The 22,733-nt window shown below is 47.2% G+C and carries 23 protein-coding genes and 1 riboswitch; of the genes, 3 read left to right on the top strand and 20 right to left on the bottom strand.

What is annotated here, in order from left to right; genetic code table 11:
- Positions 1 to 2: 2 nt before the first annotated feature.
- From V5J77_RS12885 to zwf, 5 genes are all read right to left on the bottom strand, one after another.
- A complete protein-coding gene (locus tag V5J77_RS12885) occupies positions 3 to 278 on the bottom strand; it encodes a phosphopantetheine-binding protein (RefSeq protein ID WP_338556375.1) in 276 nt (91 codons plus the stop codon).
- 874 nt (positions 279 to 1,152) lie between these two features.
- Complete coding sequence (gndA, locus tag V5J77_RS12880; RefSeq protein WP_338556374.1) at positions 1,153 to 2,571, bottom strand: NADP-dependent phosphogluconate dehydrogenase; 1,419 nt, start codon at positions 2,569 to 2,571, stop codon at positions 1,153 to 1,155.
- A gap of 128 nt (positions 2,572 to 2,699) precedes the next feature.
- On the bottom strand, positions 2,700 to 3,365 hold the full coding sequence (gene fsa / locus V5J77_RS12875) for a fructose-6-phosphate aldolase (RefSeq protein WP_338556372.1): 666 nt from the start codon (positions 3,363 to 3,365) through the stop codon (positions 2,700 to 2,702).
- Between the two features lie 76 nt (positions 3,366 to 3,441).
- Positions 3,442 to 5,430 carry a transketolase gene (tkt, locus tag V5J77_RS12870; protein ID WP_338556763.1) on the bottom strand — a complete coding sequence of 663 codons (1,989 nt, stop codon included), beginning with the start codon at positions 5,428 to 5,430 and terminating at the stop codon, positions 3,442 to 3,444.
- On the bottom strand, positions 5,414 to 6,940 hold the full coding sequence (zwf, locus tag V5J77_RS12865) for a glucose-6-phosphate dehydrogenase (protein ID WP_338556371.1): 1,527 nt from the start codon (positions 6,938 to 6,940) through the stop codon (positions 5,414 to 5,416). Before zwf ends, tkt begins: the two co-directional genes overlap by 17 nt.
- A gap of 115 nt (positions 6,941 to 7,055) precedes the next feature.
- Here zwf and V5J77_RS12860 point away from each other — a divergent pair, with 115 nt between their 5' ends.
- Positions 7,056 to 7,934, top strand: a complete 879-nt coding sequence (locus tag V5J77_RS12860; protein WP_338556369.1) for a LysR family transcriptional regulator — start codon at positions 7,056 to 7,058, stop codon at positions 7,932 to 7,934.
- A gap of 168 nt (positions 7,935 to 8,102) precedes the next feature.
- Here the strand turns inward: V5J77_RS12860 and V5J77_RS12855 are convergent, their stop codons facing one another.
- From V5J77_RS12855 to V5J77_RS12810, 10 genes are all read right to left on the bottom strand, one after another.
- Complete coding sequence (locus V5J77_RS12855) at positions 8,103 to 8,468, bottom strand: rhodanese-like domain-containing protein (protein WP_338556367.1); 366 nt, start codon at positions 8,466 to 8,468, stop codon at positions 8,103 to 8,105.
- A 10-nt stretch (positions 8,469 to 8,478) separates the two neighbouring features.
- Positions 8,479 to 8,739 carry a metal-sensitive transcriptional regulator gene (locus V5J77_RS12850; RefSeq protein WP_338556365.1) on the bottom strand — a complete coding sequence of 87 codons (261 nt, stop codon included), beginning with the start codon at positions 8,737 to 8,739 and terminating at the stop codon, positions 8,479 to 8,481.
- Between the two features lie 57 nt (positions 8,740 to 8,796).
- Positions 8,797 to 9,276, bottom strand: a complete 480-nt coding sequence (locus V5J77_RS12845) for a DsrE/DsrF/DrsH-like family protein (protein ID WP_338556363.1) — start codon at positions 9,274 to 9,276, stop codon at positions 8,797 to 8,799.
- A 25-nt stretch (positions 9,277 to 9,301) separates the two neighbouring features.
- A complete protein-coding gene (locus V5J77_RS12840) occupies positions 9,302 to 9,532 on the bottom strand; it encodes a sulfurtransferase TusA family protein (protein ID WP_338556361.1) in 231 nt (76 codons plus the stop codon).
- A 49-nt stretch (positions 9,533 to 9,581) separates the two neighbouring features.
- On the bottom strand, positions 9,582 to 10,160 hold the full coding sequence (locus V5J77_RS12835) for a sulfurtransferase TusA family protein (protein WP_338556761.1): 579 nt from the start codon (positions 10,158 to 10,160) through the stop codon (positions 9,582 to 9,584).
- A gap of 79 nt (positions 10,161 to 10,239) precedes the next feature.
- Positions 10,240 to 11,385, bottom strand: coding sequence for an MBL fold metallo-hydrolase (locus V5J77_RS12830; RefSeq protein WP_338556359.1), 1,146 nt, complete (start codon positions 11,383 to 11,385; stop codon positions 10,240 to 10,242).
- A 304-nt stretch (positions 11,386 to 11,689) separates the two neighbouring features.
- Complete coding sequence (locus tag V5J77_RS12825) at positions 11,690 to 12,607, bottom strand: methyl-accepting chemotaxis protein (protein ID WP_338556759.1); 918 nt, start codon at positions 12,605 to 12,607, stop codon at positions 11,690 to 11,692.
- 11 nt (positions 12,608 to 12,618) lie between these two features.
- On the bottom strand, positions 12,619 to 13,125 hold the full coding sequence (locus tag V5J77_RS12820; protein ID WP_338556357.1) for a hypothetical protein: 507 nt from the start codon (positions 13,123 to 13,125) through the stop codon (positions 12,619 to 12,621).
- A 76-nt stretch (positions 13,126 to 13,201) separates the two neighbouring features.
- Positions 13,202 to 13,798: a biliverdin-producing heme oxygenase gene (locus V5J77_RS12815; RefSeq protein WP_338556356.1), complete on the bottom strand. Its 597-nt coding sequence runs from the start codon at positions 13,796 to 13,798 to the stop codon at positions 13,202 to 13,204.
- Between the two features lie 203 nt (positions 13,799 to 14,001).
- A complete protein-coding gene (locus V5J77_RS12810) occupies positions 14,002 to 16,695 on the bottom strand; it encodes a family 78 glycoside hydrolase catalytic domain (protein ID WP_338556354.1) in 2,694 nt (897 codons plus the stop codon).
- A gap of 148 nt (positions 16,696 to 16,843) precedes the next feature.
- Between V5J77_RS12810 and V5J77_RS12805 the strand changes: the two genes are divergently transcribed.
- On the top strand, positions 16,844 to 17,713 hold the full coding sequence (locus V5J77_RS12805; RefSeq protein ID WP_338556352.1) for an AraC family transcriptional regulator: 870 nt from the start codon (positions 16,844 to 16,846) through the stop codon (positions 17,711 to 17,713).
- Between the two features lie 85 nt (positions 17,714 to 17,798).
- On the opposite strand, the gene V5J77_RS12800 is transcribed toward V5J77_RS12805, so the two are convergent.
- Entirely contained in the window at positions 17,799 to 18,374 is a 576-nt protein-coding gene (locus tag V5J77_RS12800; protein WP_338556350.1) for a TetR/AcrR family transcriptional regulator, read from the bottom strand.
- A 158-nt stretch (positions 18,375 to 18,532) separates the two neighbouring features.
- Between V5J77_RS12800 and V5J77_RS12795 the strand changes: the two genes are divergently transcribed.
- Positions 18,533 to 19,735 carry an MFS transporter gene (locus V5J77_RS12795; protein WP_338556348.1) on the top strand — a complete coding sequence of 401 codons (1,203 nt, stop codon included), beginning with the start codon at positions 18,533 to 18,535 and terminating at the stop codon, positions 19,733 to 19,735.
- Positions 19,736 to 19,869: 134 nt separating this feature from the next.
- On the opposite strand, the gene V5J77_RS12790 is transcribed toward V5J77_RS12795, so the two are convergent.
- The 4 genes from V5J77_RS12790 to V5J77_RS12775 all read right to left on the bottom strand — a co-directional run bounded on the left by V5J77_RS12790 (position 19,870) and on the right by V5J77_RS12775 (position 22,555).
- Positions 19,870 to 20,997 carry a GNAT family N-acetyltransferase gene (locus tag V5J77_RS12790; protein WP_338556346.1) on the bottom strand — a complete coding sequence of 376 codons (1,128 nt, stop codon included), beginning with the start codon at positions 20,995 to 20,997 and terminating at the stop codon, positions 19,870 to 19,872.
- A gap of 46 nt (positions 20,998 to 21,043) precedes the next feature.
- Positions 21,044 to 21,125: riboswitch (ZMP/ZTP riboswitch) on the bottom strand.
- Between the two features lie 59 nt (positions 21,126 to 21,184).
- Complete coding sequence (locus V5J77_RS12785; RefSeq protein WP_338556344.1) at positions 21,185 to 21,316, bottom strand: hypothetical protein; 132 nt, start codon at positions 21,314 to 21,316, stop codon at positions 21,185 to 21,187.
- Positions 21,279 to 21,554, bottom strand: a complete 276-nt coding sequence (locus V5J77_RS12780) for an SDR family NAD(P)-dependent oxidoreductase (protein ID WP_338556342.1) — start codon at positions 21,552 to 21,554, stop codon at positions 21,279 to 21,281. Before V5J77_RS12780 ends, V5J77_RS12785 begins: the two co-directional genes overlap by 38 nt.
- Positions 21,555 to 21,568: 14 nt before the next feature.
- Positions 21,569 to 22,555, bottom strand: a complete 987-nt coding sequence (locus V5J77_RS12775) for a phosphotransferase (RefSeq protein ID WP_338556340.1) — start codon at positions 22,553 to 22,555, stop codon at positions 21,569 to 21,571.
- Between the last annotated feature and the right edge of the window lie 178 nt (positions 22,556 to 22,733).

The raw sequence follows: 22,733 nt of genomic DNA, 5'->3' as shown, positions 1-22,733 counted from the left end.
GACTAATCCCCGATCGTGCTGCGGATGATGTTTGCAATCGAGCGAACGCTCTTGAAAACAGACATATCACTACTTTGTGGCTTAACGCCAAAAAGCTCCTTCAGTCCAACCGCCAGTTCCAAAGCGTCAACTGAATCCAGATCGAGTCCTTCACCCTGTTCATTCACATCGAATAGCGGGTCATCATCGTTGATCTCCTCTGGCGAGATGTCCAATCCAAACTTAGTAACAATCATGTGTTTAATTTGATTTTCGATCGATAGCTGTACGTTTTCCATTGTTTCAGCTCCTTCATTGGATAAAAGATTGCATGTCATTCCTGAGTCAGCTTAAATAACCGTTAAGTTAGAGAGCGCTTTCATTATCTTTGGATAATCATCGCTCGGCACTCACTCCTTACATGGAAATAACATAGGCAGTGCAGCTTAAACAGCAGTCTTCATTTGTACAAACTCATCTGGATGAAAGTGTGTTAGAAAGGAAAGCAAAAGCTGTGGGTGGGTTGAGAGAAGTTCATTCATAGTTGAATGTGTCGCTAAAGGAGTAGACGACTATATCTCTTGAGGAATATTGCTTAACAAAGATGCGGCCGTCGGTGCAACCAATAACGCCGTTAATAAAGTTATACCATAATTCTATGTTTTTTTACAATATTTATTTTTATGTCTATATTTATATTTAAGTTACAAATCATGTAACTTTTATTTGTCGCCAGCTGGTGTCAGCGCTTTCTGATTTTGGCGAATAATCGGAATTTTTTATTGGGATCGCTCTAGCGGGGCATGAATTTGTATAGGATCATCCTCCCTTAGGTGGAAAAAAAAGTGCTATTCCCACTATACCACAAATACCATCCACATAACACCATAAAAATATGATATGAAACCACCTAAAAATTAGACAATTTGAACATGAAAAGCCAGCTACTGAACATTTTCAGCAGCTGGCCTATCGAACAAAGCCCATCATCTATTCATTAGCTCATAAAACGCAGTATTTCAGCTTCTCCTGCATCCACACGCTAGGAGAGCATCATTTTTTAGTGACTCGCCGTTATTTCTGTAAAATTCAACAAAAGCTGACCTCGCAATTGCGAGGTCAATCTTCTCGTTATTTTTACCAAATATTTACTTATTTGTAACTGAGTATTTCCTATTCGTTATTTTCCATCCATTGAAAATGGAAGCTGCCTTGTTGATCCAGACGCTCAAACGTATGCGCTCCAAAATAGTCGCGCTGCGCCTGCAGCAGGTTAGCTGGCAGTCTTTCTGTACGGTAGCTGTCATAATAAGCCAGTGCCGAAGCAAAAGCAGGAACTGGAATTCCTCTTGTTACAGCAATCGCAATCACTTTTCTCCAAGCCTCTTGGTAGTTGTCTACGATGCCGCCGAAATAATCATCGAGGAACAGGTTTTTCAGTTCCGGGTCACGGTCGTAGGCATCTTTAATATTTTGCAGGAAGCCTGCACGGATGATGCAGCCGCCACGGAAAATCATGGCGATGCTGCCGTAGTTCAGGTTCCAGTTGTACGTATCAGAAGCAGCGCGCATTTGTGCAAAGCCTTGAGCGTACGAAGCGATTTTGCTGGCGAACAGCGCTTTTCGCACCGCTTCAACAAACTCGTGCGGATCACCGTCATAACTCGATACCGCAGGGCCATTCAGCTTCTTGCTTGCCGCTACACGCTCCTCTTTCATCGCAGAGATGAAGCGTGAGAATACGGATTCGGTAATAATCGACAATGGAACGCCGAGATCAAGCGCACTTTGGCTTGTCCATTTGCCCGTTCCCTTCTGGCCTGCGGAATCAAGAATGACATCGACCATTGGCTTGCCTGTAGCTGGATCTGTTTTCGAGAAAATGTCAGCTGTAATTTCGATTAAATAGCTGTCCAGCTCACCATTATTCCATTCGGTAAAAATGTTATGCAGCTCAGTTGTGCTGACGCCCAATACATCCTTCAGCAAATGATACGCTTCGCCAATAAGCTGCATATCGCCATACTCAATGCCGTTGTGCACCATCTTCACATAGTGTCCAGCGCCGCCTTCGCCAATATAAGTGGAGCAAGCATCGCCATTCACTTTTGCAGAAATGGCTGTCAGGATCGGCTCAACGAGCTCGTAAGCGTCTTTTTGACCGCCTGGCATAATCGCTGGTCCTTTAAGCGCGCCCTCTTCGCCGCCGGAAACGCCCGCGCCAATAAAGCGGAAGCCCTTAGCCGAAAGCTCTTCATTTCTTCTTTGCGTATCAGGGAAATAAGCGTTGCCGCCATCAATCAAGATGTCGCCTTGATCCAGAAAAGGTACAAGCTGATTAATCGTATCATCTGTTGCCGCGCCTGCTTTTACCATAATCAAAATTCTGCGTGGAGTTTCTAGCGAGTTTACAAACTCTTCAACGCTGTATGCCCCTACGAAATTTTTACCTTTTGCTTCTTCCAGAAGCTCATTTGTTTTTTCCGGGGAACGGTTGAATAGTGCAACCGAGAAGCCTCTGCTTTCAATATTTAAAGCGAGGTTTTTGCCCATAACGGCAAGGCCCACGACACCAATTTGCTGTTTACTCACGGTTTCTGCCTCCCAATCCTATTCAAACTCTTTTTTATACAATCTCAAACGGCTATCGCCCCACACTGGCGGCAAATTCCCTATAAACCTAAGTGCCTTAAATGACTTATAGCCTCAAACTCCCCTTCTTACAGGGAAGTTTTTTTCCAATCAGCAGCAAATTTCTCCAGACCTTGATCAGTAAGCGGATGCTTCGAAATTTGCTCGATAACCGCGAATGGTACCGTTGCAATATGCGCGCCAGCCATCGCTACGCGAGTAACGTGATCCGGGTGACGAACCGAAGCCGCAATAATTTGCGCATCCAGTTGGTGTGTGCGGAACAATTCAGCAATTTTCGACACGAGCAGTACGCCATCCTCCGAAATATCGTCCAGACGGCCGAGGAATGGAGAAACATAAGTTGCGCCAGCACGAGCAGCCAGAAGCGCTTGGTTGACTGTGAAAATAAGCGTTACGTTCGTTTTCACGCCTTTTTTCGTCAGATAACGACAAGTTTCCAGCCCAGCAAGGTTCATCGGAAGCTTGATTGTAATATTTTTATCGTTGTTGTTGATTTTGATCAGCTCGTTCGCTTCAGCGATCATTTCTTCCGCTGTAATCGCATTAGGTGTTACTTCGGCAGAAACGGATTCAACCTCAGGTACAATTTGCAAAATTTCAGCAATACGATCCTCAAATTTCACGCCTTCTTTAGCAACCAAAGACGGGTTAGTAGTAACACCGGATAATACGCCGATTTTATAAGCTTTCTTAATATCTTCCACATTAGCTGTATCAATAAAAAATTTCATAATCAATTACCTCCGTTTTTTTGGGTTCATTTTTGTTTTGCACTTCTATATTAAATTTGATTGCAGCGTTTTTCAATTATTTCAACAAATCTTTTGCCAGACTCACGACATTGGCAGTTGAGAAGCCGAAATAATCCATCACCTGGTTGCCCGGGCCTGATGCACCAAACGTATCAATGGACAATACTTTGCCGCTCGGTCCCGCATAACGCTCCCAGCCGAGCGAAATGCCCGCTTCAATAGCGATGCGATTCGACACCGAATCAGGGAGAACGCTTTGCTTGTAGGCTGCTGATTGACGCTCGAACAGCTCTCTGCTTGGCATAGCCACGACGCGAACGGATAGGTTCTCCTTCTCCAGCTCAGCTTTAGCACTAACAGCAAGCGAAACCTCTGAGCCTGTAGCGATCAAAATAACGTCTGGCTTCTCGCTTGTTTCTGTCAGAATATAAGCGCCTTTAGCCACTTCTGCAACGTTGCCTTTCGTTGCTTCGTAGATCGGCAGATTTTGTCTGCTCAGCACGAGCGCAACCGGACCGTCATTTTGCTGCAAAGCATAAGCCCATGCGCTAGACGTTTCATTGGCATCCGTTGGACGAATAACCGTAAGACCCGGAATCGTGCGAAGCGCCGCCAAATGCTCGACCGGCTCATGCGTAGGACCATCTTCACCGACAGCAATGGAATCATGCGTAAATACATACGTAACCGGCAGCTTCTGCAAGGCAGCTAGCCGAATCGAAGGGCGCAAATAATCGCTGAATACGAAGAAGGTGCTGACGAATGGTTTTACGCCGCCATGCAGCGCCATGCCATTGCCTGCCGCTCCCATAGCATGCTCACGAACGCCGAAATAAATATTGCGCCCCGCATACGATTTAACCGCGAACGTCTCTTCGCCTTTAATATCAGTCATTGTGGAATGCGATAGATCTGCACTGCCCCCGAAGATGGATGGAACGGTTTTTACATAATGATTGATCGCTTCACCGCTCGCTACGCGAGTTGAAATCGTCTTGGAGGCATCAAAGGTTAAAATGTCAGCCGCATCAATCGTGACCGTTCCTTTGATGACCTGAGCCAGCTCCTTGCCCAGTTCTGGATATTGCGCTGTGTAGGAAGCAAGCTGCTTATTCCATTCCGCTTCTTTAACCGCGCCCTCAAGCTTCAACTGCTCATAATGAGCTTTGACTTCAGCCGGAACAGTGAACTCCTCTTCATACGGCCAGCCATAAGCGGCTTTCGTCGCCACGGCTTCTTCTTTGCCAAGTGGATTGCCATGCACTTTATTCGTGCCCGCAACTTTACTGCCGTAACCGATAATCGTCCGAATTTCAATGAGTGTTGGCTGTGATTCGTTGTTCTTGGCAGCCGCAATCGCCTCAGCGATAGTAGAAATGTCATTGCCGTCTTCTACACGGAGGTATTGCCAATTCGCGGATTCCGCTCTTTTTTGAATATTCTCCCCAAAAGAAAGATTTAATTCTCCGTCGAGGGAAATATCGTTCGAATCATACAATACGATCAATTTGTCCAGCTTCATATGGCCAGCCATGGACATCGCCTCGTAGGAAATCCCTTCCATCAAACAGCCGTCACCCACAAGCGCATACGTATAATGGTCGATGATTGGAAATCCGTCCTGGTTAAATTTTGCAGCCAGATGCGCCTCTGCCATTGCCATACCGACAGCCATAGCAACCCCTTGACCAAGCGGGCCAGTCGTCGCATCTACACCATCCGTATGCCCAAACTCAGGATGGCCCGGCGTCTTACTGTTCAATTTGCGGAATTGCTTCAAATCCTCAAGCGACACCTCATAGCCGGATAAGTGCAGCAGGCTGTAGAGCAGCGCCGAGCCATGCCCCGCCGAAAGCACAAAACGATCGCGGTTGAACCATTTCGAATGACCGGGATTGTGGCTCAGAAATTTCGACCATAACGTGTAAGCCATTGGAGCTGCCCCCATAGGAAGACCTGGGTGACCGGAATTGGCGCTGTTAATGGCATCAATGGATAACGTACGAATCGTGTCAATCGCTAACTGATCAATAGGTTGTGTGATAGGCATATGATTGTCCCTTCTCTGTTTCAGATTGTTGTTCCAGCTTAGTATCGAACCACCAGTGGTAGCCGTCTTCCGCTAGCAAAGCATCGGATTCCGCCGGCCCGTAAGTGCCAGCAGCATAATGATGGAGCGGAACCAAATTTTCATCAAAGGCTTCCAAAATCGGCTGAACCCAAGCCCATGACAATTCAACCTCATCCCAATGCGCGAAAAATGTCGGATTGCCGTTCAGCGCATCGTAAATCAAATTTTCATAAGCTTCAGGAAGCTCTTCCTTGTTCGGGTGAAAATCGATTTGTATCGGCTTGAACTCGCCATTTTGCTGCGAATCCTTTGAGTTGAGCTGAAGCGTAATGCTTTCATTGGGGCTCATTTCAATGACGAGCAGATTAGGCGCCACACCGTCTTCGATTTCGGAAGGCGCTTGTTTGAGCGGCTCCTTAAATTCAATGACAATTCGCGTCGACTTTTCTTTCATTCTTTTGCCGGTACGAATATAGAAAGGCACGCCCCGCCAAAAATAATCGTCAATTTGCAATTTAGCTGCAATAAAGGTCTCATTCATCGACGTTTCGGCAATACCTGGCTCCGACTTATAGCCGACAACCGCCTTGCCTTGAATATCTCCAGCGCTGTACTGTCCGCGAATGATGCTCAGACCAACATCTTGCTTTTGCAGCGGCTCAAGAGCCTCCATCACCTGCTTTTTCTTGAATCGAACCTTTTCAGCATCGCTTTTCTGCGGCAGCTGAACAGCTGTCATCATAAGCAATTGCAGCAAATGGTTCTGGAACATGTCTCTAAGTGCGCCGACATGATCGTAATAACCGGCTCTTTCCTCTACGCCTACCGTTTCATTCGCTGTAATTTGCACGTTGGCAATGTAATGATTATTCCAAAGTGCCTGAATGACCGGATTCGTCTGCTGCAAAGCTTCGAGTCTTTGAACCATCGGCTTGCCGAGGTAATGATCAATGCGGTAAACTTCCTCTTCCTTGAAGGAGCGGCTAAGGCTTGCATTCAAATCGCGGGCAGATTGCAGGTCATGACCGAAAGGCTTCTCAATGACGAGACGTTTCCACCCTTTCGCTGATCCAAGCCCGCTTGCCTGAATGTTGGAAGCAATCGTTTCGAAAAACTCCGGCCCAACTGATAAATAAAACAAGCGATTAGGGGCAAGATTTAAAGCTTGTTCCCGCTGTTCAATCATTTGAAGCAATTGCAAATAATCTTCCTTATGGTCTATGTTTAGAACCTGGTAACGGAATGCTTGTAAAAAAGCCTTCACGCTCGCCTCGTCCTTTATTTCCCGTCTGGAAAAATCACGGAGAGATTGCTCGACATTCGCCTGAAAGATTTCATTCGTCAGCTCTCTTCGTCCAAGGCCAATCAAGGAGAATGCTTGCGGCAGCTTCTGCTCGATGAACAAATTATACAAAGCGGGGTAGATTTTTCTTTTTGCTAAATCCCCTGTCGCTCCAAACAACACAAAAGTGGTTGGCTCCATCTTCCGTTCTCCTTCCAATTCGTTAGCTATGGTTTCTTTTTCTTAGTTACACTATAATACGTTTAAGAGCCATACAAGTAATTAATATATTAAAGAGGAGGTATAGACGCTGTCTATGATCAATAATTACGAATTGTACAAGGTTTTTTATTGGGCCGCCAAAACAGGGAGCTTAACGAAAGCCGCCAACGCTCTGTACCTCACGCAGCCTAGCGTTAGTCATGCCATTAAACAGTTGGAGAACAGCTTCGGCATCACCTTGTTTTATCGAAATTCCAAAGGAGTCGCGCTAACACAGGAGGGTACGATTTTGTACTCCTACATAGAGCAGTCGCAAATATTAATTTCCCTTGCCGAGGAGAAAATGGCTGCGCTGAAAAATTTGGAGAGCGGAGAGCTGCGGATTGGCGGCAGCGATTCGCTGTTCAAGCATTATTTGCTGCCGTATTTGGAAAACTTTCATTACATGTATCCCGAAATCAGATTACATCTCAATCATGGCACGACGCCGGAAGTTATTTCTTTCCTGAAGGAAGGCAAAATTGACCTCGGCGTCGTTCGTATGCCGATTGTCGATTCCCAGCTAGAGGTGCGCGAGAGCATTCAATTAAAGGATTGTTTTGTTGCAGGAGAGCGCTATGCGGAGCTGAAAAATGACATTTTGACGCTGGAGCAGCTGCTCCAGCATCCCGTCATTCTGTTTTCCCGCAATAGCCGGGCGCGAATGGCTATTACGGAGCTTTTTCAAAGCTATGGTTATGTATTGAAGCCCGAAATCGAGGTCGGAAGCGTCGATCTGCTGATCGAATTTGCCCGGAGAGGTCTAGGTATTTCGTATGTAACGAGGGAATTTATATCAAAGGAGCTGGAGGAAGGCTCGCTCTTCGAAATTCAATTGGACGTTCAGCTGCCTCCATCCCATGTCGGAATTATGAAAATGCGGAATTTGCCGCTGTCAAGCACAGCGAGCCGATTCATTGAGCTTGTGCACTAGAGCTTCGTCATCGCTGCTCCGCATGCGAGTGCGAGTGAGCGATGTAGAAAATGCCCATAAAGTAAAAGCCAATGAGAGCATCTCATTGGCTAACTCAATCTACCATTTGCTGTATCATGCAGCTTACCCCTGTAAAGCATCAACTCTCGTTTCACATAATCATGCTTGCTATTGCGTAGGACCATTCCAAGACATGATGCCGCCTCTAAGGTGGGCGAGCTGGCTGTATCCGCTCCGGCTCAACAGCTTGGCGGCTTGCTTGCTGCGCATCCCGCTTTGGCAGTATAAATACACTTGCCGATCTTGCGGGATTTCATCCAAACGCTGTGAGAGCTGACTTAGCGGAATATTAACAGCGCCTGCAATATGCCTTCCTTTAAACTCATGACTTTCTCGAACATCTATCAGCTTATTGCCTTTATATTCGCTTTTAAACTGTTGCGCTGTTAAATTACGCAGGCCTTTGACCGATGCGAATGATTGGTACAGCGTCCATAGCAAAAACATGGCCAGCAATATATATATTACAATCATTAATGCTCACCTACCTGCTTTTTATTAAAAGCTCTACCGCTTCCTTCACTAATTTACTGCTATCCCTGCCTGCTTCCTGCTCTTCCATAATACATTGCTCCAAATTAACCGCCACTACTAGAGCCAGCGTTTTATCAATCGCACTGCGTACAGCAGACAGCTGACTCACGACATCTTTGCAATTTTTCCCTTCTTCCATCATCTTGAGCACGCCGCGCACTTGCCCCTCCGCCCGATTAAGGCGTCTTTTCATATCATCATCGTATTTCATGCAGTAGCCCCCTATACGTATATAGGTATATTATAACCTTAATGGGGAATGGAAGCATCAAATGAACAAGTTCACCTTGGCATCCGCAGCGTCCCCCAAATAGGCTGCAACACCGGCATAGTCAATTCCGTCCATTAATTCTTCCTTTTGCAAGCCTAGCAAATCCATTGTCATCGTACAGGCAACGAGCTTAACCCCTTGCTCTTGAGCGAGCTCAATCAATTGCGGGAGAGTAAGCACATTGTGCTTTTTCATCACATGCTTGATCATTTGGGGCCCTATTCCGCCAAAATTCATTTTCGAAAGTCCGAGCTTATCCGCGCCGCGAGGCATCATTTTTCCAAACATTTTCTCAAGTATACTTTTCTTAAGTGTAATCGGCTGATCCTTCCGAAGCGTGTTCAGTCCCCAAAAGGTAAAAAATATCGTCACCTCGTGATCATAAGCTGCCGCTCCATTCGCAATAATAAATGCTGCAATTGCTTTATCAAGTTCACCGCTAAACAATACAATCGTTGTTTTCTCATTATCAGCCACGCAGGCCACCCCTTCTCGTTAAGCTTTACTTACTTCCTTTTTTTACCATAAACGTATACACTCCGTTTGCTTCTTTAGCTTCTAAAAGCTCATGGTTGGTTTGCTTCACCCATGCTTGAAAATCGCTCATGGACCCTTTGTCGGTTGTATACAGTTCCATCGTTTGGCCACTTTGAATGGAATCGATTCCCCTCTTTGCTTTTACGATTGGCAAAGGGCAAGCTAGTCCTTTAGCATCAATTACAATATCCGCCATTTGATTTTTCCTCCAGTGCATTTCATTTTGTTTTTCAATTGATTTTTCATTATTCGTCGCGTTCTACAGGGCCGTCCCACATCGACATGCCAGGAATAACGTTGTTGACTTTGGAAAATCCTTGCTCCACGAGAAGCTGGCACGCTAAATCGCTTCTGGTGCCTGTTCTGCATACGACAGCATACTCTTCCTCTGGAGACAGTTGACCGAGCTTCTGCTCCAGCTCACCCATCGGAATGGATATGGCCCCAGGGATGCGTTGGAAGCAGTATTCTGCCGGCTCACGGACATCCAGCACCTTAATGCTGTCGCCAGAGGCTAGTTTTTTGCCAAGCTCTTCATTGCTGATAATAAGCGGATGCTTAACCTCGGGCTTCGTTTCGTTTTCCGAAGCTTTCCGTATAAAATGCCGGAAGACAGCTCCCTCCTCTTTCACTCCAATATAGAGATGGCCAATTCTAGTCGTCCAACTCTGCAAATCCGCAATCGAGCCTTTATCCGTTGCACGTATTTCAAGCACTTCGCCCGGCAGCATGCCCTCCATTGCTTTTTTTGTTTTCACAACCGGCAGCGGACAAGCTAAGCCTTCACAATTTAATAAATGATTGGTTTGAATGCTTGCTGACATCATTACACACCTCTTTATTTTTATTTATAAAACACTAATACCCGTATGGGTATCTAAATGTTCAAAAAAATTTCTCTTTCTACCTATCATGAATAGCGCAGCGGTTCGGTCCCATTTCCATTTCGCGCTGCTCCGCTTCGTTTGGCGTGATTCGCCCCATATTCGTTTGACGTATTTCCTGATAAGCATTTGGTTGAGGCGGGAGTTGCTCCGTTACTGCAACCCTGAACTCATCCTCGCTGTTGATGTTTAGCCCCGCATTAGATACAAACAGATCACCGAGTCGAGCTGAAACTTTGCCTCCTGCTCCTAGCTCCGCAGCTTTACCAAAGTGAGCAGGCAGAACAATGAGATCGGGGGATAAGTTTTTGTACGTTTCATATAATGACGTTCTTAAATCCGCAACCCAGTCCGCCGCTTTGCCTGCCAAATCTGGACGGCCAATGGATTCTACGAATAGAATATCACCGCTTAGCAAATAGTGATCGTCGACAATAAGCGACGTGCTCCCAATCGTGTGTCCCGGCGAGTAAATTGGTTTAATAATGATGCTTGTATCCCCTACCTGAATTTGTTTTCCTTCCTCCAGCGCCTCATACGCAAAGGCAACCTCGTTCGCATCCTTAGGCGGCAACCAATATGTGGCGTCATTCATATTCGCTAGATGCCTTCCTCCGGATATATGATCGGCATGCAAATGTGTGTCGAGTGTATGCTTAATTTGAACACCCTTGTCTTTCGCGAATTGATTGAAAACATCGGTCATTCGCAAGGTATCGACCACTGCCGCTTCACCATTCGACACAATCATGTAAGAGAGGCAGCCTTTACCCATGCGGACGAACTGATAGATTTCGCCCTTATCCTTTAGATCCCCAACCTTAACGGGCCACAAATATTCGCTCCACGCCTTCATTCCGCCTTCCAAATAGTGGATACCATTCATTCCAGCCTCCGCCAGCTGCTCGGCAATAAATATAGAGGAGCCTTCCTTGGAGCAGACTACGAGAATATGTTGATCGCCCGGAATTTGTGTCAAAGCAGGCTCAATCCCATCTAACAAATCAAAATAGGGTATATTGATGATTTCTGTTTTTCCGCCCTCGATCCTCCAGCTGGCAAATTCCGTCGTGTTGCGTACATCCAATATGAAGAGCTCCTCATTATTTATAATCTTCTTCGTTAGCTCTTGAGCATTCATCGCCTGTATTGCAGTAGTCTCCATCGAAGTATCTTCCTCCTTAAAATGCTGCAATTATGATTCGTTTATAAAAGCGTTGCCCACTTTCACATACCCCATAGGGTATTTAAAAGAAAAAAATTTATACCCCATGGGGTATAAAAGCATAATACCGTGTATATGTTCCTCTGTCAACAACATTTGAATGAACGGCTTATGCTAATAATCTTGCAAGCATGTTCGAATGTCGGCAAAGCATCAAACGCCATGCAGAGTCCGCATACGATAATGGATTAAAAAAGTAAAAGCCCAAAAATGTCGTAAAATCAACATTCTTGAGCTCTAAACATTACAGCATCTGATTTAACACTTTAGCCTGCTCATCCAGTTGCCCGGCCGCTTCGCCTATTCCGGCAAAATCGCCAACAGCCTTCCTGATCTCCTGCTGACTGCTGAAAATTTTCTCCTTCGTGCTTTTGGAGCTTCCACTTACCTTTCCAACCTGCTTCGAAATCCCCTCCAGGGAGTGCTGAATTTCGCTCGCTGCCTCCTGCACATGCTGGGCAAGCTTTTTTACCTCCATCGCAACAATATTAAACCCGCGTCCATGCTCGCCGGCATGCGCCGCTTCAATTGCTGCGTTTAAAGCGAGTAAATTGGTCTGTGAAGCAAAGTCGCGTATCGTCTGAACGATGCCCCTCACAGCTTGTGTTTGCTGCTCCAGCGCTTGCAGAAAATCAATTTGAATTTCATTATCGTTGACAACATGCTCGATGACAGAGGCGACTTGCTTACTGCGATCGACGCCTATTCTTGTCCGTTCCAGCAGATCGGCTGCCATTAGCTGCAAATCGTTCATAATTTGAGTGACGGCTTTTTCTCGGGCCGAAATGTCTGTCGCTACTTTTAGAACAGCCACTGCCTTGCCCTCTTCATTAAGCACAGGCATATACGTCGCTTCAAGGAGGATGCTGCTGCCATCTTTCGCCACGCGAACTATTTTTTTCTGAAAAGAGATGCCTTGCCGCAAATTATCCCATAGCTGCGTGTATGCATAGCTATTTGCAAAATCGGACTTACAGAGCTCTCGGTGATTTCTACCGGACAATTCTTCAACCTGATAACCTAGAGCCTGAGCAAAATGCTCATTGGCCCACAATACATCTCCTTGCAAATTAAACTCAATCATAGCTAAAGACTGCTCCAAGGCAAATATTACCGCTTTTCCTTCCAGCACCTGTGTACTTTCTCCAATACGCGTCCTCACGTTATCCAATGTTATTCCCCTTCCCACAGCACAACCCGGTTTTTCCCATCTCTCTTGGCTTCATAAAGGGCCGCTTCAGCTTTAGCAGTCAGCAGCAAGCCGTCAACGGGCTTTGTTGGAGCAATAATCACAGCTCCGATACTGACGGTTACAAAGCCATTCGTTTCACTGTTGGAGATCGACTCCAATTCCACGATGACAAGCTCTTCACTTTTATGCACAATACAGAAAAAGTCGGACGGTTTCCCGCCGACTTCAATCAATACAATTAGATCATTTAAGTCTGATGTGTCAGAGGCTTTAAGCTCTCGTTCTATAATCCCTCTAACACAAGAATCCCCAATTAGCGCTGACAATGGGCTTGCAAACAATTCCTCCGGGGCGAGTCCCAGCCTGTCATTCGTGTTCCGGCTGCATGGTACAATTTCGTTATTTGCATCCAGTCGGGCCGCCAGCAGTACACGATGCGGCTGAATGTAACCCGGAATATGTATAGGCTCCTTATCGCAATTCGTCAAGTCCAACGCTTCTTGGGTGATAAAGTCCTCACCTGTCTATAACGTGCGGTTCAAGGCAGGTGAATCACTCTTTCTGTTAAGCATTAAACCAAGCCTCCAGAGTCAAAAACGTTTGCTTCGCTGACTCAACAACTTGATTAGCGTCCTCTTCCGTTAATACAGACTGCGTGACCATTTGGCTAAATTCTGCCCATTTGGCCCGAGTTTCAGAGCCATAAGCATTAAAATAAGCCGTTCCCTCGCTAACCTCCTCTGTAAGCGGCAAAAATTTGCGGACCTGCTTCGTAATGATTTGGCCGCCCATTGTAGAGCCTTCAATGACATACATATAACCAAGCACGGCCGCGACAGTAGCGAGCTCAGGAGGCTGCTTGCAGCCGGGAAGCTGCTGCACTTGCTCCTCGCTTAAGCCGAGTGCAAGCAAATCGCGCTCCAACAGCGGAGTTTTCGCACGGCTTTGAATAAACTCGCCAAGCTCCTGCACGTTTTGCTTATGTAATAAAGCAGCAATATGGCGCTCAATAGGCTGAATAAAACCGTAAAACTTCTGTAGGTAAAGGGAGTAGTCCATTACGTTTAACGTTTGATTCATGATGGCTTTGGCAAAGCGGTTATCTTCGATCTGCTTGTGATTCACAGCAGTCTCTTCCTTCAATCGGGCCATGACGTTCATGGGGGCGCTCACTCCTATCCATTTGTAGGCTCTTCGCCTTCAAAGAAGAAACACTTGTCTGCATAAACAACACTGTGCTTCACGCTGATAATGTAAGTTCTCATCGTATGATCAATACGTAATTATAACTGAGAAAATTAATATTATCAAAGTGTTTCTTCATGGATCTCTGTCTAAGCACACAATCGCTGAACGTTATATCATTAGTTGTCGTAAGAAAAATGATAGTGGCCTGAGCCGAGCGTAAGCGTCACACTTCCTGCTTCTTCATGAATTGCGGTTATGCCCGCCGCTTGGGCAAGCGCAGCACCATTTTCAAGCACGCGGGCTGCCGATTGCGCCCCTGGAAGCTTGAGCGTTGCAGAGGCATTGCCCGGCACCGTCACCTGAATTTCCATTTGTCCCGCTTCTGTGCAGCGCCAGGAGGATACGACCATTCCATACATCGTCGTAAGCCTCGCTTCAGCCCATGTCAAACCCGGTCCCGGCTGCGGGCTGATTTTCACATGCTTGAATCCCGGCTGCTCCTCATCTGGCTGAATGCCTGCCACGTAGCTGTACAGCCATTCTCCGATAGCGCCATAGGCATAATGGTTGAAGGAGTTCATATCTGCGCTCCAGAAGCTGCCATCCTCCTTGATGCCATCCCAATGCTCCCAAATCGTCGTGGCGCCTTTCGTAATTTGATATAGCCAGGATGGATAATCCTCTTGCAGCAGCAAGCGATAAGCCAGATCATTGCGCCCAGCCTCGCTAAGCACAGGATTTAAATACGGTGTTCCAACAAAACCTGTCGTCAGATGGTCATTTTGTTCCTTTAACAGCTCCGCAAGCTTATGCTCGGCTTTCTCTTTCGCTGTCCCCGATACGAGGCCGAAGCGCAGCGCCAGAACGTGCGCCGTTTGTGTCGGGACAGACAACCGCCCGGACGGGGTCACGAACTCATGCTGGAATGCAGCAATAATTTTCTTATGCCAAGACGCAAGTCGCTCGTGGTCCGCAGCCTTCCCTAATGCTTTAGCTGCTTTTGCAACAAGCGATACCGAATAAGCGTAATAAGCTGTTGCTACAAAATCTCTATCGGTTGCCCCGACATAGCTGCCCGCCTTGGAATCAAGCCCGAGCCAATCGCCAAAGTGGAAACCGGTATTCCACAAATAAGGATCGCTGCCCTGCTCAAAAATATACTGAATCCATTGGTTCATGCTGTCATATTGAGCCTCCAGCAGCCTTGTATCGCCATACGCTTCATACAGCGTCCATGGACAGATGACCGCCGCATCGCCCCAGGCCGCGGAGGAATGACTTATATCCCCCCAGCCTTCGGAAAACTCAGGCTTCAGATTAGGAATGTAGAACGGAATCCCCCCTTCTGGCGTCTGGTCAGCTTTTAAATCTAGCAGCCATTTCGTGAAAAATGGAGCAACATTCATCACATAAGAAGCTGTTCGAATGAACATCTGTGCGTCTCCCGTCCACCCAAGCCGTTCGTCTCGCTGCGGGCAATCGGTCGGCACATCGACAAAATTACCTTTTTGTCCCCAGACGATATTGTGATGCAGTTGGTTCACCTTCGGATCCGAGCATTCAAAAAAGCCTGTACGCTCCATATCCGAATGCAGCACAATGCCGCTAAAAGCCTCAAGCTTTATCGGCGCCTTAAAGCCTGTCAGCTTTACATAGCGGAAGCCTTGAAAGGTGAAATGCGGCTGAAAGGTCTCCTTCCCCCTCCCCTTCAATGTATACTGGATGCGCTGCACGGCATTGCGCATATTCTCCGTATAGAAGTTGCCAGCCTGATCCAGTACCTCAGCATGCTGCAATTCAACCAGTTGTCCGGCGACTCCTTCAACCTCAAATTTCACCCAGCCGACCATGTTTTGGCCAAAATCAAGCACCGTATCGCCGTCCGGCGTATGAATGACAGCAATTGGCTTAAGCGTTTCGGCAGTGCGAACAGGCTCATTTACCTGCTGAGTAATTATTGATTTAGACTGGGCAATGATTTCAACCGAATGCCAGATGTCTGAATCTGTCGCTTGCCCGTTATGCCATTCCAGCTCCAGCCGGGCGTCGTAGCGCTCGCCATGATATATCTCCGACATCAGAATTGCGCTTCCCGTCGCTTGCCAATTGCTGCCTGACACGACAACGTCCTCCGTGCCGTCCTCATAGCTAATATGAAGCTGGAAGAGCAGCGCCGTGCGCGAGCCATAGGTTTCTTTTTCCTGCTTCCAGCCTAGCTCTCCTTTATACCAGCCATTACCTAGCAGTGCGCCAATCCCATGCGTGCCCACGCTAAGCTGCTCCGTTACATCGTACACCTGATATTGCAGCCGTTTGCCGTAGCTTGTCCACCCTGGTGTAAAATAGCAGTCGCCAATGCGATTGCCATTCCATTGCAGCTCATACATGCCTAGCGCTGTAGCGTAAATCCGTGCGCTTTTGACCGTTTTTTCAACGGTGACAAAGGTTCTGAGCAGCGGACAGCGCTCCGCATCCTCTTCCCTCGCAGCCAAATGGGATGGCGCGCTAATCCACTCCGCAGTCCACTGGCTGTAGTCCATGAGACCGGTTTCAAAAAAGGCCGTTTCTGACCAATCACTGCTCTCCAAAGCCTGCCCGCCAATCCACACCTTTACCCGGTAAAAATAACGCGTGCGCGCTTGCAGCTCGATTTGATCCAGCACGACATGAACAGATTGACCAGAAGCGTTCCGGCCAGAATCCCATAAAAGATGCCCAAACGCTGGATCAAGTGATACTTGCAGCTGGTACGCCTGCTGCTTAATGTCTCTTGCCTCCGCTTGAATTTGCCAGCTGATTCTTGGCTGTAGCACGTCAATGCCCAGTGGATTATCCAAATATTCACATCTGACTTTAACGATCTGGATCATGAGACGACCTCCTCTAATCAGGAAAAGCTGCTGTTCATTACTTACCCTGTTATCGTATAATTATAGCGACCATAACCAGAAAAAAACCTTGTATAAAGGCCAACATATCCCGGTTATTCAGCCATCCAGTTAAAGGGGGAGCATAGCTATGAAACGACCTGTGCAGTGGTTTAAAGGCGAGCATTTTTTTGGCGAGCAGCTTCTGATTTTTGTTAATCGCTGCTCGGAGGATTTTAATCTCCCTCTCCATGCCCATGATTTTGTAGAGTTCACCTTCGTTGCCGAAGGAAAGGGCTTTCATCATATTGGCGATGATATCGTTGCTGTGAGCAAAGGGCTATTTTTCACCATACCGGTTGGCGTTCCACATGTGTTCAGACCTTCTACCTCCGATCCATCCGAGCATCCGCTCATCGTATACAATTGCTTATTTGCGCCGCAGCTGCTGCAAGCGATGTCCACCTTTTTTGTGACCGATCCACTGCCGGCCTCTTATTTAGAGGAGCTGCAAAGTGATCAAGCCACCTATCATACGATTCAAGACCGCGATGGCTCCATAGAAAAGCTGCTCGTCGCCATGTATCAGGAGTTTTCCTTCTCGGCAGCTGGCGCAAGCACATACTTGTACACCCTTCTCGTGCAATTGGTCATTACCACTCACCGACTGCGAAGCGACGAACACCCGTTGATTATAAAAGATGTCTCTCACTTCAACATGCTCGTTCAGTTTATGGAGCAGCATGTCCATGAGGAACTGACACTTGCGATGCTGGCCACACGCTCTGGCTGGAGCGTCCGACATTTGCAGCGGTTATTTGTTCAAAATACCGGGCAAACCTTTGGAAGCTATTTGAATCAGCTGCGCATACAAAAAAGCTGTGAGCATTTACGCTTAACACAGCTTAAAATTAGTACAATTGCCGCAATGGTCGGCTATAGCCACATCGACTCTTTTAATGCACTGTTCAAGAAGAGGGTCGGTCAGACACCGAGCCAATATCGCAAGCAGTTTAGATGAGGCCATTAGTTCGGTTTACAGCAGGGCTTCAATTGTCTTGCAGCGGCACTGCGGTCAAGCTTGTTCTACCAGCCTCCTATCCCAGCTATTGCTTAATCCCTTCGAAAGCGCTCGTTATTAATGACTTCATGATCTTGTCCTCTAGCCCATCTCCTGTCACTAACAACCGATAGAAAATCGGCCCATATAGTAAATCTATACTCAATTCGACATCTAGCTCACGCTTCAGCTCCCCGCGCTCAATCCCTCGCATGAGCAGCTGCCGCGCTTCGGCGCGGCGTGGGCGGACATACTCCTCTCGTAAAGCGACTGCAAGCTTATCATCAACTTGTCCCTCTCCAATAATTTCCGTAATGACGCTTCCTTCACGACTTGTTAAAAATCGAGATAATTGAGTCGCATGGAGCAAAATATCTTCAAAGACAGAACCCGTATCCGGTATCGGCAGCCTTTCACTTATCGCATACATAAAACCCGCCATCACAACGGCTCCTTTATTAGGCCACCATTTGTAGATGGTCGCTTTACTCACCTGAGCCTGCTCAGCAATTTTATCAACAGTAACGCCGCCAAATCCAATTTCAAGCAGCAAGTTGTAGGAGGCTGTTAATATTGCACGCTCCGCTTCTACGTTGCGAGGTCTCCCTCTTTTTGCATTCAATAGTTTTAGCTCCTTTTGTAGACTTTTCTTTACATTATATAAAATTTTGGGCGCGTTGAAAAAAAACATTTTAAATACTGTACGTATAGTATATAATATAGCCATAAAGATACAAAGCATTGACACCATCCATTTAAACAGAAAGAAGGCCTCTTATTATGAACAGCTTACAGTCCAAGGACAACTCCATCCCGAACTGGCTCATGCTTCTTCTAGCCGCTGCTTGCGGTCTCATTGTCGCAAATCTGTATTATGCCCAGACGTTAATCGGGCCGATTAGCACTTCCATCGGAATACCGCTAGGTGCAGCGGGATTAATCGTGACGCTTACTCAAGTCGGTTATGTCATCGGCCTATTGTTTATCGTGCCGCTAAGTGATTTGATTGAAAATCGGCGTTTAATCATCGCCTCATTAATTGTCGTCCTTATCGCGTTAATCGGAACGATATTCGCCTCTAATACATCGCTCTTCTTAGCTGCTGCTTTATTTCTAGGAATAGGCTCGGTTGCTGCGCAAATTCTCGTGCCCTATGCCACTTTCCTCGCAGCAGAGGAGCAGCGCGGACGCGTCGTAGGCAATGTCATGAGCGGCCTGCTGCTAGGCATTATGTTTGCTCGTCCATTAGCCAGTCTCATGACGGAATATTTGGGCTGGCGGGCAGTTTTTATTTTATCCGCCATCGTCATCCTAATGCTCGCCGTTGTTCTATCCCGCGCCCTTCCACAGCGGAAGCCAGCACCGTCCCTTCAATATGGAGCCTTAATTCGCTCATTAGGCTCGTTATTGAAGGCAACGCCTATTTTACGTCGCCGCGCCTTTTATCAAGCTTGCTTATTTGGCTCCTTTAGCTTATTCTGGACCGTCATTCCGCTGCGTTTAGCTGAATATTTTCATTTAACCCAGCAAGGTATCGCCTTATTCGCTCTCGCTGGTGTAGCAGGAGCCGTAGCGGCACCTATTGCCGGCAGACTGGCTGATCGCGGCTTGACTAAACTACTAAGCGGCATCGCAATTGCCGTCTCTGCTCTTTCCTTTTTGACTGCCTATCTCGTGCGTGGGGATTCTTTCGCCGCTCTGGCGCTGCTGCTAGCTGCTGCTATCGCTCTGGACATGGGTGTGTCTGGAAATCTCGTATTGGGTCAGCGCGTGATCTATTCGCTAGGCAGTGAGATGCGGGGTCGCCTTAATGGATTGTTCATGGCGATTTTCTTCATCGGTGGAGCTGTAGGTTCCTTTTTGGGAGGATGGGCTTATGCTTATGGGGGATGGACGTTAGCTTCCTTGATCGGTATCGCTCTGCCAGTCATTGCCTTTCTATATTACTTAACCGAGGTAAAAGAGTCATCAGGAAATGCCTAATGCTTAATATGGCTTAGCACAAAAAAAAGGGGAAGCGCTGCTTGAACCAAGCCTGAAGGAGCAAGTCAAGCGCTTCCTTTTTTGTACACACACTCTCTCTGGAGGCTGCTCTAGCAGTTTCCCTTCATAGGCGGTTATAGCTTTTTCTCATATAAATTTGCGCTCCAGCCCTCTGCGTCGTATCTGCCACATAAATTCAAGCCACAGCTAACATAAAAGGCGTTAAGCGATGGATTTTCTGCCATGCAATCGAGCCGCATAAAGGATTTTTCACGCTCGCGAATATAAGCTTCCGACCAAGCGAGCAGTTGAGCGCCAATGCCTTGCCCCTTGATACTGCGCGCTACAGCCAGTCGATGCACATAACCGGCATCCATATGAAATTGCTCTCCCCAGATCGGCTCGTCATCCCATTCGACCGAAAAACAGCCCGCAAGCTCGCCCTGCAAGTAAGCGACGAATACTTCTTTTTCTTTAATAAAATTGTATAAATATTCCATTGTAAAAGCATCCTCGCTCCACTGGCGCAAGCCCTTCGCCTCATAGATCCAGCGGGCTGCCTCCTTGTATAAACGAAGCATTGCTTCAAGATCATGAGGTGCAGCACGATTAATTTCAAGCTCAACTTTCGAGGCAGGCACTGACAAGCTCGGGCCCGGGCTACCCGGACACTTCTCTTCATGCCAATCATATTCAATAATAGCTGCTGTTTGCTCAGCCCACTCTAGGCCGTGCAGCCTTGCCACAACATAAAGTGCAGCGTCCATGCCTGCCGTCACTCCTGCGGACATGATGAATTTCCCGTTATCTACGTAACGAACATTTTCAACCATCACAGCACTGGAAGGCGCAAGCTCGCGAAGCAAATCGAGCGCCCGGCGGTTCGTTGTAATGTGCAGCCCATTAAGCAAGTTCGCTTTGGCGAGCAGCAGCGCACCTGTGCATACAGATAGAACAAGCTCAGCATGCTGTGCCGTTTGGCGTATCCAATTCGTCAGCTTCTCATTGTGCATTTCCGTGCGCGAGCCCATACCTCCAGGAACGATTAATAGATCAGGCTCAGGACAATCGTCGAAGCTATACGCTGGTGTAATCGCAATGCCGCTAAGCGTATGCAAAGCTTCCTTCGTCTCGCCAACCGTGTACACTCTAAAATCCCGGTCTTTTCCACTTGAGATAGCAAATATATCAAACGGACCAGCAAAATCAAGTGTATCCACTCTCTCATAAACTAACACGGCTACATTTCTCGTCTGCTTCATTTTTCCCTCTCCTTAAAAAAAGAAAAGTATTTGGTCAGGTGACCAAATACTTTGCCCAGGCGAACGGCTGCTATGACATATGCGCTCCCCCGTAGTACTCTACGTTTTCGCCAGTTACGCATACCAAATAATTAAAGCAAGTATAGCTGATATCCGTTAATTGTCAATAACTAAAGCCGACTTTTTTCTAAATTGGCAGCGGATTTCCTTCGTGATTAGCAAACATAAAACGGCTGTCCAGCATGCGGCGCTGCTCCAATAGCCCAATGATGCCACGCGCGCTATCGCGCGCATCCAGCGGCGCTTCTCCACCGCCCATATCCGTCCGCATCCAGCCAGGATGAATGCTCAGCATACGCTGCAATGCCTGATTCATTCGTGACATCCAGCTCCACTAGCGATAGCCGCTCGCCATACTTTTCTACAAGTACCGTCAGCTTGACATTCGCTTCATTAGGGTTGCGGACACCTGCCACAACCGTATGCCCTCGCGCAAGCGCCGCGCTCGTCAGCTCATAGCCAAGTCCTCGCCCTGCCCCTGTAATTAAAATGTTCATGCTCCCAGCTCCCTTTATTTGATTTTTTGCCCGAAGCAAGCCTCTGCTTCCTTGAGCGACTGCTCCAGGCTGCTGCGCAGCTGTACCATCCACATCGGTTCGTTGTTCCATGCTTCTGCCATCGCCCGCTTTACACGAGCATATTTGTACAGGCTATTAAACCGCTTGCAGCCAGGCAGCATTGCCTCCGTCTCCACATTCCATACAAACTCGGACGTATAGCCGTCTATGAAATGCTGCTTCTTAAGCAGCCAATCCTCTGGAGCAATAAACTCCTGCAGGTTATCCAGCGCTACATAAATGTCCATCGCATACCAATGATACATCGCATCATCAAAATCAATGACATGGCAGCAGCCGTTGTCCGAATCATAAAACACATTATCACATTCGAAATCATAATGAATAAGACCGAAATACGTATTAGAAACCGGCAACGTCTGAAAATAGCTCCTGAGTTGCTGCACCTCGTTAAGCGCCGCTGTTTCCTTCGGGAAGGCTGACAGCTCCACCTCAATCCACTCCAGTACCTCTTTATACGACCAGCGGCGATAGGTCTCAGGAGAATAAGCGCTAGACAAGCAGTGAAGCTGACCTAGCGTCTTCCCATAGGTAAATAGGGCAGCAGCATCGAAACCGCTTTGCTCAAAGGCTTGCCCAGGCACACGCTTAAATACGGAAGCTGTGTAATCTCCCCAGGGTGTTGCTGCTTCCACAAGCACAGCTCCTTGCTTCGATGCAATCGCTTCCAGAACGTTGAAGCCATTGTCCTTCAAGTAGGCGATAAATGCAAGCTCCGCTAGCGTATTGGCCTTATTTTTCTCCAATTCCGGCGCAAAGCGCAGCAGCCTTGTATTTCCTTCAAACCGAAACGGATAAATGGCGTTGGACGATATCCGGTAATAGTTAAACAGATCAAGCGAATCCTCGTCATAACACCAATTTTGCAGCAGCATCTCGGCCAATTCGACATTATTAAACAAATATTTGAATTTTATCATTTATTTTGCAGCCCCTTTAGCTCAGTTTGCGCTATTTTAGCGCGCAAAAAAACCGCAGGCATAGCCATGCGGTTTTTAACATCAAACAGCAACTATCCATGAGAGTGACAGACGGCTAGCGCCTGCCTGACTATTTAATTCACAATCACCATCATATTCATTATCATCGTATTAGCCC

The organism is Paenibacillus sp. KS-LC4, assembly GCF_036894955.1.
Classification (GTDB): domain Bacteria; phylum Bacillota; class Bacilli; order Paenibacillales; family Paenibacillaceae; genus Pristimantibacillus.
The sequence above is the reverse complement of the archived record's forward strand: the minus strand, read 5'-3'. Positions and strand labels throughout refer to the sequence as shown.

Excerpts from the sequence above, each read along its gene's own strand:
- V5J77_RS12805 (WP_338556352.1), top strand. The coding sequence starts at position 16,844 with ATGAAACGACCTGTGCAGTGGTTTAAAGGCGAGCATTTTTTTGGCGAG.
- V5J77_RS12810 (WP_338556354.1), bottom strand. The coding sequence starts at position 16,695 with ATGATCCAGATCGTTAAAGTCAGATGTGAATATTTGGATAATCCACTG.
- V5J77_RS12840 (WP_338556361.1), bottom strand. The coding sequence starts at position 9,532 with ATGGCGGATATTGTAATTGATGCTAAAGGACTAGCTTGCCCTTTGCCA.
- zwf (WP_338556371.1), bottom strand. The coding sequence starts at position 6,940 with ATGGAGCCAACCACTTTTGTGTTGTTTGGAGCGACAGGGGATTTAGCA.
- V5J77_RS12775 (WP_338556340.1), bottom strand. The coding sequence starts at position 22,555 with ATGATAAAATTCAAATATTTGTTTAATAATGTCGAATTGGCCGAGATG.
- V5J77_RS12795 (WP_338556348.1), top strand. The coding sequence starts at position 18,533 with ATGAACAGCTTACAGTCCAAGGACAACTCCATCCCGAACTGGCTCATG.
- V5J77_RS12780 (WP_338556342.1), bottom strand. The coding sequence starts at position 21,554 with ATGAACATTTTAATTACAGGGGCAGGGCGAGGACTTGGCTATGAGCTG.
- V5J77_RS12815 (WP_338556356.1), bottom strand. The coding sequence starts at position 13,798 with ATGAACGTCATGGCCCGATTGAAGGAAGAGACTGCTGTGAATCACAAG.
- V5J77_RS12885 (WP_338556375.1), bottom strand. The coding sequence starts at position 278 with ATGGAAAACGTACAGCTATCGATCGAAAATCAAATTAAACACATGATT.
- V5J77_RS12785 (WP_338556344.1), bottom strand. The coding sequence starts at position 21,316 with ATGGGCGGTGGAGAAGCGCCGCTGGATGCGCGCGATAGCGCGCGTGGC.
- V5J77_RS12855 (WP_338556367.1), bottom strand. The coding sequence starts at position 8,468 with ATGATTGTAATATATATATTGCTGGCCATGTTTTTGCTATGGACGCTG.
- fsa (WP_338556372.1), bottom strand. The coding sequence starts at position 3,365 with ATGAAATTTTTTATTGATACAGCTAATGTGGAAGATATTAAGAAAGCT.
- V5J77_RS12860 (WP_338556369.1), top strand. The coding sequence starts at position 7,056 with ATGATCAATAATTACGAATTGTACAAGGTTTTTTATTGGGCCGCCAAA.
- V5J77_RS12835 (WP_338556761.1), bottom strand. The coding sequence starts at position 10,160 with ATGTCAGCAAGCATTCAAACCAATCATTTATTAAATTGTGAAGGCTTA.
- V5J77_RS12850 (WP_338556365.1), bottom strand. The coding sequence starts at position 8,739 with ATGAAATACGATGATGATATGAAAAGACGCCTTAATCGGGCGGAGGGG.
- V5J77_RS12830 (WP_338556359.1), bottom strand. The coding sequence starts at position 11,385 with ATGGAGACTACTGCAATACAGGCGATGAATGCTCAAGAGCTAACGAAG.
- V5J77_RS12790 (WP_338556346.1), bottom strand. The coding sequence starts at position 20,997 with ATGAAGCAGACGAGAAATGTAGCCGTGTTAGTTTATGAGAGAGTGGAT.